The sequence below is a fragment of the Streptomyces sp. NPDC048254 genome (genome assembly GCF_043201895.1).
GTDB lineage: Bacteria > Actinomycetota > Actinomycetes > Streptomycetales > Streptomycetaceae > Streptomyces.
Genome location: NZ_JBICZJ010000010.1, coordinates 392,584 through 404,838 on the forward strand (window position 1 = coordinate 392,584; position 12,255 = coordinate 404,838).

Annotated in this window: 7 protein-coding genes; 3 read left to right on the forward strand and 4 right to left on the reverse strand. The window is 68.8% G+C overall.

Annotated elements, in window-relative coordinates:
- Positions 1 to 54 precede the first annotated feature (54 nt).
- Positions 55 to 1,833: a putative Ig domain-containing protein gene (locus ACGFZQ_RS28635; RefSeq protein WP_393842743.1), complete on the forward strand. Its 1,779-nt coding sequence runs from the start codon at positions 55 to 57 to the stop codon at positions 1,831 to 1,833.
- A gap of 1 nt (position 1,834) precedes the next feature.
- Positions 1,835 to 6,487 (forward strand): AbfB domain-containing protein, encoded by a 4,653-nt coding sequence (locus ACGFZQ_RS28640; protein WP_393842744.1) that lies wholly within the window; start codon positions 1,835 to 1,837, stop codon positions 6,485 to 6,487.
- Positions 6,488 to 6,597: 110 nt separating this feature from the next.
- Here the strand turns inward: ACGFZQ_RS28640 and ACGFZQ_RS28645 are convergent, their stop codons facing one another.
- The 3 genes from ACGFZQ_RS28645 to ACGFZQ_RS28655 all read right to left on the reverse strand — a co-directional run bounded on the left by ACGFZQ_RS28645 (position 6,598) and on the right by ACGFZQ_RS28655 (position 9,658).
- Positions 6,598 to 7,650, reverse strand: coding sequence for a phosphotransferase family protein (locus ACGFZQ_RS28645; RefSeq protein ID WP_393842745.1), 1,053 nt, complete (start codon positions 7,648 to 7,650; stop codon positions 6,598 to 6,600).
- Complete coding sequence (locus ACGFZQ_RS28650; protein ID WP_393842746.1) at positions 7,647 to 8,843, reverse strand: acyl-CoA dehydrogenase family protein; 1,197 nt, start codon at positions 8,841 to 8,843, stop codon at positions 7,647 to 7,649. Before ACGFZQ_RS28650 ends, ACGFZQ_RS28645 begins: the two co-directional genes overlap by 4 nt.
- A 74-nt stretch (positions 8,844 to 8,917) precedes the next feature.
- Entirely contained in the window at positions 8,918 to 9,658 is a 741-nt protein-coding gene (locus tag ACGFZQ_RS28655) for an SDR family NAD(P)-dependent oxidoreductase (RefSeq protein ID WP_393842747.1), read from the reverse strand.
- A gap of 133 nt (positions 9,659 to 9,791) precedes the next feature.
- On the opposite strand from ACGFZQ_RS28655, the gene ACGFZQ_RS28660 reads away from it, so the two are divergent.
- Positions 9,792 to 10,463 carry a TetR/AcrR family transcriptional regulator gene (locus ACGFZQ_RS28660; protein ID WP_393842748.1) on the forward strand — a complete coding sequence of 224 codons (672 nt, stop codon included), beginning with the start codon at positions 9,792 to 9,794 and terminating at the stop codon, positions 10,461 to 10,463.
- 54 nt (positions 10,464 to 10,517) lie between these two features.
- Here the strand turns inward: ACGFZQ_RS28660 and ACGFZQ_RS28665 are convergent, their stop codons facing one another.
- Positions 10,518 to 11,981, reverse strand: coding sequence for an APC family permease (locus ACGFZQ_RS28665; protein ID WP_393842749.1), 1,464 nt, complete (start codon positions 11,979 to 11,981; stop codon positions 10,518 to 10,520).
- Positions 11,982 to 12,255 lie beyond the last annotated feature (274 nt).

Below are 12,255 nucleotides of genomic sequence, written 5' to 3' on the forward strand. Positions count from 1 at the left end.
CGCCGCCCGTGCCTCCCCACGGGCGGCGGCCTCCCAGAAAGGGGTACCCCCGACATGAGCCTCCCCGAATCCCGCATGTCACGCCGGACGCTGCTGCACGCCGCGGGTGCCGTAGCCGTCGCCGGCTACGTGTCGAGCCTGGCGAGCCCCGCGCAGGCGGCGGACGCATCGGCCTCCGCCAACCGAGTGGCGACCTACCCCATCCCCGACGACATCGCCGCGAACGACAGCTTCGCCGTGAAGGTGAGAACCCCGGGCGGCACCTGGAAGGCAGTCGACGTCTACCGCGCGAGGTTCATGACCATCGATCCGAAGACGGGAAGCGGCAGCACGCAGAACTCGTCCATGGCGTACTTCGACTTCTCGGGCGAGGTCCAGGTCCAGGTCACCTACACCCAGGACACCGTCAAGAAGGCCAGGATCCGCCCTGCCTCGTACGACATCGCACACAAGCTGGACAAGAGCAGCGGCACCCTGACCTTCAGCCTCACCGGACCGCGCAACCTGTCCATCGAGTTCAACGACGACCGCTTCGACAATCTCCAGCTGTTCGCGGGAGCGATCGACACCAACCCGCCCAGCGAGGACGACCCGGACGTCCTCTACTTCGGCCCCGGCGTCCACGCACCCTCCGACGGCAAGGTCATCGTGCCCAGCGGCAAGACCGTCTACCTGGCCGGCGGCGCGGTGCTCAAGGCGCGCGTCGTCTTCGACCACGTCCAGAACGCCAAACTGCTCGGCCGGGGCCTGGTCTACGAGGCACCCAACGGCGGCGCCTGCGGCGTCGACTACTGCGAGAACATCGAGATCGACGGCGTCACGATGATGCTCCCCTGGGGCCACTCCATCAGCGCCGGACAGACCAAGAACCTCACCATCCGCAACCTCCGCTCGATGTCCGCGACGGGCTGGGGCGACGGCATCGACCTGTTCTGCTGCCAGGACGTGGTGATCGACGGCGTGTTCATGCGCAACTCTGACGACTGCGTCGCCGTCTACAACCACCGCTGGGACTACGTCGGCGACAGCGGCAACATCGTCGTCAAGAACTCCACCCTGTGGGCCGACGTGGCGCACCCGGTCAACATCGGCACGCACGGCAACACCGACAACCCCGAGACCATCGAGAACCTCACCTTCAAGAACATCGACATCCTCGACCATCGCGAACCACAACTCGACTACCAGGGCTGCTTCGCACTCAACGCCGGAGACAGCAACCTCATCCGCAACGTCCGCATCGAGGACGTCCGGGTGGAGGACTTCCGCTGGGGACAGCTGATCAACATGCGGGTGATGTTCAACAAGTCGTACAACACCTCCGCCGGCCGCGGCATCGAGATGGTCTACGTCAAGGACCTCACCTACACCGGGACCCACGCCTCCACCTCGCACATGGTGGGATACGACGCGGACCACGGCATCAAGGACGTGACCTTCGAGAACCTCGTCATCAACGGCGCCGTCGTCTCCGACACCGACGGGCACGCCTCCTGGTACAAGACCTCGGACTTCGTCCCGATGTACACCAACGAGCACGTCACCAACCTGAAGTTCGTCGACTCCGGGGCCTCGCTCACCGCCGTGCTGCCCGCGATCAGCAGCGCGGACTCCGCCACCGCGAACGCCGGCTCCGACTTCAGCTACACCATCGAGGCATCCAACCACCCCTACACCTTCGCGGCCACCGGCCTGCCGGACGGCCTGACCGTGAACAAGTCCACCGGAGCCATCACCGGGAAGCCGACGGCCACCGGCACCTCGTCCGTCGAGCTCAGCGCCACCAACGCCGTCGGCACCGGCACCCAGACCCTCACCCTGGTGGTGGGCTGACATGGCGAGAGTGACGGGACGTTTCAGCCGTCGGTCGTTCCTGGGCGGCACCGGGACCATGACCGCAGCCGCGATCGCCGCGACCGGTCCCACCACACTCCTCGCGGCGGGCACGGCGCACGCCGAGATACCCGTGCAGGACGGGGCCGCCGGCTTCACCTTCGCCCACCCGGGGATCCTGCACACCCAGGAGGACCTGGACCGGATGAGAACCGCGGTCGCGGCCAAGGAGGAGCCGGTCTACTCGGGATACCGGGCCGTGGCGGCGGACGGCCGGTCCTCCTACGACTACACGGCGGCGAACACCGGCCAGATCACCACCTGGGGACGCGGCCCGTACAACTATCAGGACCAGGCGCCGAACGACGCCGCTGCCGCGTACCAGAACGCCCTGATGTGGTACATCACGCAGGACGTCCGGTACGCGGACAAGGCGCGGGACATCATCGACATCTGGTCGAGGACCCTGGAGGGTATCACCGGCGCGGACGGCGAACTCGGGGCGTCCCTGCAGGGGTTCAAGTTCGTCAACGCGGCCGAGATCCTGCGCCACACCGGCTACGACGGCTGGGCGGACGCGGACATCGCGCGGTGCGAGAAGTCCCTCAAGGACGTCTGGTACAAGGCGCAGTCCGGCTACGCCCTGTTCGCCAACGGCGGCTGGGACGCCGGAATCATCCAGACCGTCCTGGGCATCGCCGTCTTCTGCGACGACCGCGTGATGTTCGAGGACGCGGTGCGGTACGCCGCCGCCGGCGCGGGCAACGGCAGCATCAGGCACCGGATCGTCAACACGGCAGGGCAGGGTCAGGAAAGCGGCCGGGACCAGACCCACGAACAGCTGGCCCTCGGCCTGCTGGCCAGTGCGGCGCAGGTGGCGTGGAACCAGGGCGTCGACCTCTTCGGCTTCGCGGGCAACCGCATACTCGCCGGCTACGAGTACGACGCGAAGTACAACCTGGGCAACGACGACGTGACCTTCGTGGCGGACCTCGACCGCACCGGCAAGTACATCAAGACCAAGGTCACCACCCTCGTACGGGGTCTGTCCCGACCCATCTTCGAGCTGGCCTACGCGCACTACGTGAGCGTCCTTGGCCTGTCGGCGCCGTACACGAAACAGGCGGTCTTCCGGGGCACCGACGGGGCCCGGTTCGTCGAGGGCTACGACCAGGACCACCCGTCATGGGGCACCCTCACCTGCGCGCGCGAGGCGCCGGCCTCGTCGACCCCCGCCGCGCCCCCCGGCGCTCCGGCCGGGCTGACCGCGAGCAACGGAACGGACTCCGTCGACCTCGCCTGGGTGGGGTCGGTGGACCCGGCCAGCGCCACCTCGGCGGCGTCGTACACGCTGGCGCGGGCCACCACCAGCGGCGGGACGTACCAGACGATCGCCACCGGGCTGACGTCCACGAAGTACACCGATCTCGAAGTCACCATCGGCACGACGTACTACTACACGGTCACGGCCACCAACGCGGTGGGTACGAGCGTGCCCTCTCTGGAGGTCTGCGCGACGGCCGGTCTGCCCAGCAGCTGGTCGTCACGGAACGTGGGAACCGTCCAGGCGTCGGGGCTGACGACCTTCGACGGCGAGCGGTTCACGCTGGAGGCGAGCGGCGGGGACATCGCGGGCACCGCCGACAGCTTCCGGATCGCGCAGATGTCGCTGAGCGGGAACGCGACCATCACCGCACGGGTGGTGTACCCGCTCAGCTCGCAGTACGCCAAGGTCGGCGTGATGATGCGCAGTTCGACGGCGGCGGGCTCGGCGCACGCGGCGATGCTGCTCCAGGGCCTCACCCTCACGGCCTGGAGCGGGGTGTGGACCACCCGGGACGCCACCGGGGCGACGACCGCGGCGACCGGCAGCACCCCGGTTCCGCCCGCGCAGCAGACCGCGATCTCGACGGCCGCCTCCTACCCGATCTCCAACCTGGGGTCACTGCCGGACTCGGCGACTCCGCTGTCGGCCCCCTACGTGGAGGCCGCGGGCGACGGCTACCGGATGCGGATGCCTTACTGGGTGCGCCTTGAGCGCGTCAAGAACAAGTTCACCGGCTCGATCTCCCCGGACGGCGTGCACTGGACCCAGGTCGGCTCCACCGAACTGGACCTCGGCACCACCGTCTACGTCGGCCTGGTGAACTGCTCCTGCCTGGGCGTGTCGGAGTCCTACGCGGAGACCGGAACGGCGGCCTTCGACAACGTCACCGTGATCCGCAAGTCCGCCACGCACTGGCAGGTGCCCTCGCCCAAGGGGGCCGTCACCGCACCGGCGGCGACCACCGGGACCAGCGCGATCGAGCTGACCTGGAGCGATACGGACCTGTCCGGCCGCTACACCGTCAAGCGCGGCACCTCACCGGGCGGCCCCTACGAGGTGATCGCCACCAACGTGGGGCCGGTGGGTTTCGGCGTCCACACCCGCTACAGCGACCCCACCGGGACGCCCGGCACGACCTACTACTACGTGATCGCCAAGACCAACGTGGGCGGGACGGGCCCCGTCTCGGCGGAGGTCAGCGCGACGATGCCGACGCCGCCCGCGCCGAAACTGAGCAGCGCCTCGACCGCGTACGCCAACACGGGTGTGCCGTTCGAGTATCTGATCGGCGCCTCCAACGATCCCGCGTCCTTCGCCGCCACCGGGCTGCCCGCCGGGCTGAGCGTCGACACCGCGACCGGCCTGATCTCCGGGACCCCCACCGGCACGGGGGACTTCACCGTCCGGATCTCGGCCACCAACGCCGCCGGCACCGACACCGCAACGCTCAAACTCGGCGTCGGGACACCGCCGCCCGCACCCTGGTCGTACCAGGACATCGGCGACTACGTCCTCGACGAACGGCAGTTGGGCAGCTACGGCGTGGTGTCCGTGCGGACACCGGGCAGCACCGGCTACGACGCCACGGACGGCAGCTTCACGGTGCGCGGCGCCGGCACGGACCTCAACGTCAACGGTCAGGGCATGACCGCCCAGTACGTCCACCTGCCGGTGACCGGTGACACCACGTTCATCGCCCGGGTCGCGAGCCGGACCAACGCGGGCAGCGACGACCAGGTCGGCCTGTTGATGACCCAGTCCCTCTCCCCGTTCGGTCAGATGGCCGGCGCGATACTGACCAGCACCGGCAGCGGCGACACGGGCGTCAAGCAGTTCGTACGCCGCCAGGTGGTGGCCGGCGGCACGTCCACCACCAACGCGAGCGGCAGCAGCGTGGCCACCCCCACCTGGCTGCGTATGGAGCGCAGTGGAAACAAGTTCACCGCCTCCACCTCCGTCGACGGCACCACCTGGTCGGTCATCGGCCGGGACACGATCTCCACCTTCGGCTCGGCCCCCTTCTACGTCGGGCTCGCCGTCACCTCCCGCACCCCGTCAGCCCTCAACACCACCGTCTTCGACCACGTCAGCGTCACGGCGGGCGCGGCCACCGTCCTCGGCCGGCCCGTCCAGGCCCCCTACAAGACCTTCACCTCGGCGACGGCCGCCACCGCGGCCTACGGCCAGTCCGGCACCGACCTCGCCATCTACGGTGACGGAACCGACGTCTGGGGCAGCACCGACCAGTACAGCGCCATCTATCTGACCGGCGCGCTGACCAAGGCGTCCGTCGCCACGGTCGCGGTGACCTCGCAGGACTCCACCGCCGCCTGGGCCAGAGCCGGAATCATGGTCCGCGACGACATCACCGGCGCCGGCACCTCGCCCGGCTACCTCACGCTCTCGGTGACGCCGGGCCACGGCGTCGCCCTCCAGTGGGACAGCGACGGCGACGGCGCCCTCGACCGCACCATTGAGACGGACGGCAGCACCTCCTACCCGACCTGGCTCAAACTCGTCCGCTCCGGAACCGACTTCACCGGCTACCGCTCCACCGACGGCAGCACCTGGACCACCGTCGGCGCCGCCACCGTCCCGAGCACGGTGGCCGCTCAGGACGTCGGGACCTTCACGACCGCCGGCTCCAGCACGGCCGCGGAGTCCGACTTCAGCGAGTTCACCGTCACCGCGCAGACACTCGCCCAAGTCCTCGCCCAAGCCCGGGAGACCGACCAGGCCGCCTGGACGCGGGAGAGCTACGCGGCCTTCACCGCCGAACTCGACCGCATCGAGACGGAGGGGGCGAAGACCGGCGCCGACGAGGACGCCCTGATCGACGAGGTGTTCACCGCGTACGACCTGCTGGATCCCAGCCACGCCCTGGTGGCCGGCGCGGCCCGGTCACTGCAGTCCGTCAACTTCCCGACCTACTACGTCGCATACGACTCCGGCGGGCTCGGCATCCTCGGCCAGGTCACCGCCGACAGCAGCGACGCCGTCAAGAAGCAGGCCGGCTTCACGGTGGTGGCCGGCCTGGCGGACTCGGACGGCTTCTCCTTCCGCAGCGCCGACGGCCGCTACCTGCGCCACTACGCCTTCCGGCTCAGGCTGGACGCCGACGACGGCTCGGACACCTTCAAGCAGGACGCGACCTTCCACGCCGTACCCGGCTCCGGGGACGACGCGGCGGTCCGGCTGATGTCGTACAACTTCCCCACGCGCTGCATCCGCCACAGGAACAACGAACTGTGGGTGGACCCGTACGACAGCACCGACACGCTCCTGCAGGCCGACAGCTCCTTCGCGCCCGTCGGCGCCTGGGCCTGACCCGCGCAACCGGGTCGCGGTGGCCGAGCGAGACCCCGCGACGGCAGTGGCTGCCTGTGCCACGGGGCGGGGGCGCCCTGAACGCTCCCGCCCCGCGGCCGTACCGCCGCCTACGCCCGCCCGAGCGCACGCAGTTCGCTCAGGGCCTTCGACACCAGGACCGGGACCGCTGCGCCGGCACCTTCGTAGCCTTCGCTCACCGTCTGGCCGCCGATGTAGCGGGCGTGGACGCCTTCGAAGATCACGGCGAGCTTCATCGCGCTGAAGGCGAGGTAGAACGGCAGCAGGCTCAGGTCCCGGCCGGTCAACGCGGCGTATTTCTCCGCCACTTCGCGGCTGGTGGGGAAGCCCTGCTGCGTGGTGACTCCCACCGCGACGGGGATCAGTTCCCGGTCCGTGTCGCCGTGGTCGTGCCAGTACGTCAGTGTCATGCCGAGATCCGCCAGGGGGTCTCCCAGCGTGGAGAGCTCCCAGTCGAGCACGCCCGCGATGCGGGGCGGCCCGGTCATGTCGACGATCGTGTTGTCGAGGCGGTAGTCGCCGTGGACGATCGACGCGTCGGAGTGCTCCGGCACATGGTCCGAGAGCCTGTTCAGGAGGACGTCCATGTCCGGGAGTCCGCGGGTGCGTGAGCGCTGCCACTGCTCGCCCCAGCGGACGATCTGCCGGGCGAGGTACCCGTGGGGCCGTCCGAAGTCCGCCAGACCGGCACTCGACGGGTTGACGCCGTGCAGGTCCGCGAGGGTGCGCACCAGACCGTCGGCCAGCGCCGAGCGCGTCTCGGGAGTGAGCCCGGCGGTGTCGTCCGCCGTGCGCATGACCTGCCCAGGGACCTCGGACATGACGTAGAAGGGGCAGCCGAGGACGTCGGGATCGGTGCAGAGTGCGAGGGTCCGGGGCACCGGGACGGCTGTCCCCGCCAGCGCGGTCTGGATGCGGTACTCGCGCTTCATGTCGTGGGCGCTCGGGAGGACTTCACCCAGCGGAGGCCGCCGGAGGATGACGACGGCGTGCGGAAGGTACAGACGATAGGTGATGTTCGACAGCCCGCCGGATATCAGTTCCGCGTGCCATGGGCCGCCGCCGTCCAGCAGATCCGGCAGTGTCTCCTGGAGCCACTTCTCGATGTTCGCGGCCGGCAGGCCGGGCAGATCGGTGGTCACGACCGGACCTCCTTTCCCTGCTCGGCGCCGGCGACCCGGCGCGCGGCCCGCTTCGCGATCGACATGCGGTGCGCCTCCGAGGCTCCGTCGTAGATACGGAAGGCGCGAATGTCGGCGTAGACACGGCCGATGACCAGGTCCTCGCTTGTGCCCAGGCCCCCGGCGAGCTGCACCGACCGGTCGACGACGCGTCCGACGGCCTCGCTGATGAACACCTTGGCGCGCGAGGACGACTCCGTGCCCTTGCCGCCCTCGGCGACCTCCCAGCAGGTCTGCCACAGCAGTGCCCGGGCGGCGACCAGGTCGATCTCGTTGTCGGCGATCATCTGCTGCGCCATCCCGAGGTCGGTCATCCGCTGCCCGAACAGCTCGCGGTCGACCGCGCGCCCGAGGGCGATCTCGTGGGCGCGGCGGGCCGCACCGAGCCATCGCATGCAGTGCGTCAGACGGGCGGGCGCCAGCCGGACCTGCACATACCTGAAGCCCTTCCCGGGCTCGCCGAGCACGGCCTCGTCGGGCACGAACACGTCCTCGAACAGCACCCGGCAGTGACCGCCGACCATGGTCGAGTCGATGGTGCGGGCGTGCTCCTTCACCGCGAAACCGGGCGTGCCGGTGTCGACCAGCAGCATGGTGGCTCCGCCGCTCTCCTCGTCACGTGCCATGACGATCGTGAACGCGGCGCCCTCGGCCCCGGTGATCAGGTGCTTCTCGCCCGAGATGCTCCAGCCGCCGGCGACCTTGGTCGCCAGAGTGCGTACGGCCGACGGGTCGGAGCCCGCGCCGGGCGGCGGCTCGGTCATCGCGAAGCAGGAGCGGATGTCGCCGTTGACCAGGGGAACGAGGTACTTCTCGCGCTGCGGGGGAGTGGCCACCACGTTCAGCAGGTGGATGTTGCCCTCGTCGGGGGCCGCGCAGTTGAGGGCGAGCGGGCCGAGCAGGCTCGTGCCGGCCTCCTCCAGGAGGACCGCCGCCTCGTCGAAGCGGAAGCCGCCCCCGCCGAGTTCGGCGGGGGCCTGGGGTGCCCAGAGCCCGGCCAGCTTGGCCGCCTGCTGAAGGTCCCGGCGCAGAGCGTCGTCCACGCCGTTCGCGAACGCCTCCTGTTCACGCGGGACGACCACGTCCGCCACGAACTCGGCGATCCGGTCGCGCCACTCCACGACTCGGGGCGTGAGAGAGAAATCGAAGGACATCTACGGTGACTCCGTCCGGCTCGTCAGATCGTTTCCCGGGCCGCCCCGTCCGGCCCTCGTTCCCCCTGCGGTGGTCATGCGCGCCACAACGTCTCCCCGGGCCTGGTGACCACGATGTTGGGTACGGCGGCATGCCGCGACAGCCGGCAGAGCGCCACCGTGAGTTCCGCGATGTCCGAGGCCCGGATCATCGAGGCGGGGTCGACCCGGTCGTGCACCCAGGCCGCCATGTCGGTGTCGACGTACCCGGGCGACAGCGCCGTCGCGCTCACGCCCCGCCCGCCCTCGGCGACTGTGATCGACTCGCACAGGGAGATCAGGGCCGCCTTGCTGGCGCCGTAGGCCGCCAGGCCCGGCTCGCTCACGACTCCGGTGATCGACGCGATGGCGATGATCTTCGCGCCCGGTCCCGACGGCGCCGATCCGGCCGTACGGAGCGCCGGCAGGAGCCGCTGGGTCAGCAGCAACGCACTCCTGACGTTCACCGACATCATCGTGTCGAACCTGTTCAGGGGGTATGTCGAAAGCTCACCGCCCGCTCCCATGCCCGCGGCCAGCACCAGCACGTCGAGGCCGCCGTGCAGTTCGAGATGCGCGTCGGCGAGGGCCTCGACCTGCGCCGGGTCCGCCATGTCCGCGGGCACGGTCTCGACGCGGTGCCCATGGGCGCGCAGTTCGTCGGCGGTGTCCTTGAGCGGCCCATCCGTACGGGCCGACAGGGTGAGGTCGAAGCCTTCTTCCGCGAGTCGCTCCGCGATGGCTCTGCCGATTCCACGGGATGCGCCGGTGACGAGCGCGGTACGCCGGACTGTCATGCCACTCCTCATGGGCTAATGGCCATTAGCTCAGATCCTGATCGTTTGATCAGAAGGTTGTCAAGGGGGATGTGATGTAGGTGCTATAGGCCATATCAGGGAGCTAATGATAAGTAGCCTGTATCCTCGGCCCATGACTGAGGCGCTCCATGGTGAGGACAGGTCGCACTGGGCGGGACGGGATGCGGACGTGTCGCCGAGGCAGCAGACCGTCGACGCGCGGACGATCTCCGCGGCGGCTCTGAGCCTGTTCGCCGAACGCGGCTACCGCGCGACGACGATGTCCGACATCGGTGCGGCGATCGGCATCCGCGGCCCGAGCCTGTACCGCCATGTGAGCTCGAAGCAGGTACTGCTCGGCGAGATCATGGTCGAGACGATGCGGGCACTGATCGCCGACCAGCGGGCGGCACTCGCCGCCGGTGGCGACGTGACGCTGCAACTGCGGCGGATGGTCGAGGCGCATGTGCGCTATCACGCGGCACATCGCGAGCAGGCGTTCGTCGGCAACCGCGAGATCGGGAACCTGGAGGAGCCCTACCGCGACCAGGTGCTGCGGCTGCGTCAGGCGTACGAGCGGGGACTGCGCACAGTCATCGAACGGGGCTGCACCGAGGGCGATTTCAAGGTCGCCGAGCCCCGGCTCGCCTCGTACGCGATTCTCGACATGGGCATGGGTGTCTCGGCGTGGTTCCGTCCGGACGGACCGCACGGCGCCGAGCAGATCGCGTACACCTACGCGGACCACGCGGTGCGGATGCTCACCGGCCCACTGCAGGAAGGGATGACGGCCGCTGACGTGTGAGGGCGCGCGAGCCCGGGCTCTCCAGGCTCGCGCGCCCTTCACGTTCGCGAGGTCCTACTGTCGGCCGATGCGGGCGTACACCTCGGGCTTGGTCCTGCGGTAGACGAGCGCCAGGACGACACCTGCCACGAAGGTTCCGTACACGACGCCGAACATCGTGTTCGCGAGTGACTGCGAGCCGCTGATCAGCAGGTTGAAGTTCTGCGTCGCCAGGACCACGGTGACGGCGAGGCCGGCGAGCGCGAGGGCGGGAGCGATGACCGAGTTCCACGGATTCGCCCCGGCCACCCGGTTCCGCCTGAGGTAGACGGGCACCGCGATGCCGGTGACCACCAGCAGGACGATGAGCGCGTAGCCGAAGATCCCGACCAGTACGGCGTACAGCTTCGAGGGGTCCGACCCGAGGGCGACGAAGGGGACCAGGCCCAGCAGTGACACGGCGCTCATGGTGAGGGACGCGCGGTGCGGGGAGCCGTGACGGTCGTGCACCCGGCTGAGGGAACGGTGCAGTATGCGGTCCGCGCTGAGGTTGTACATGTAGCGCGAGGTGATGTTGTGGCTCGACAGGAGCGCGGCGAAGATGCTCGTGTTCAGCAGAACGGTCACGATGTCCACGCTGACGCGGCCACTGTAGGTCTCGAGGCTGGAGATGAACGACCCGGTCGGGTCGGCGGCCGCGGCGGCCACGACCTTGTCGTCGCCGACGGCCTGGATCATCACCCAGGCGCCGCCCGCATACATGACGGTGACCAGGCCGACGACGAGATACGTCGCCCTGGGAATCGTGCGATCGGGATTCCGTACTTCGTCGCGGAAGATGGCGGTCGCCTCGAACCCGCCGAAGCATGTGATGCCGTACAGAAGGGCAATGCCGACCGAGCCGGAGAAGATGGAATGGGGCGTGAATGACGAGGCGCCGAGGCCGGAGGCGCCGCCCTTGAACACGACGCAGGCGTCGTACACGAGGACGATGACGACCTCACAGACCAGAAGTGCGGAGAGGATCTTCGCCGAGAGGTCGAGCTTGAGGTAGCCGAGGGTGCCGACAATGGTCAGCAATATCAGGCACCATACCCACCACTTGATGTCGGGTCCGTGGTAGGTGTCGTGTACCAGCGATTCGAGTACGAGGCCGCCGTACGCATAGCTGCCGATGGTCATGAAGTAGTAACACAGCAGCGCGACGAACGACGATCCCAGCCCGACGACCCGGCCGAGACCTGCGGTGATGTAGGCGTAGAAGCCCCCAGGATTCGGCAAGTGCCGGGCCATGGTGGTGAATCCGGCGGCGAAGAGGGCGATGATCGCTCCGGCGGCGATGAATGCCACGGGTGCGCCCAGGCCATTCCCGTATCCGATGACCACCGGGAGAAAGCCGACGACGATCGCCAGGGGCGCGTTGAAGGCGAGGACTGTGAAGAGCAGATGTGCCGTGCCGAGGTTTCCTCGGAGCTGTGGTTCCTGGGGTGATGTTGCCGTGGGGGCTTTCGGCTCATTCGCCGCTGACACAGAACTCATGTGCACCCTCTTTGATGATGGCCCGGCCCCCGGCTGAGGCATTGGCGAATCTTGTCGGCCTAGTAGCGGGATACCGAAGGTAGCCTGTCAAGGCTCTCGGGAAAATCAGGGAATTCTGGGGACCGGAATGGAGAGTGCGGGTCTGCTTCCGGGGTGGGTTGACAGCCTGGTGAGGCCATCCCACAGTGGACCACTAGTTGGTCATCTGATCAGGTCGTTAGATTACGATGGCGTTCGCTGCCCCGCAAGGGGTCTGTGCATCCGCATGTCCGCC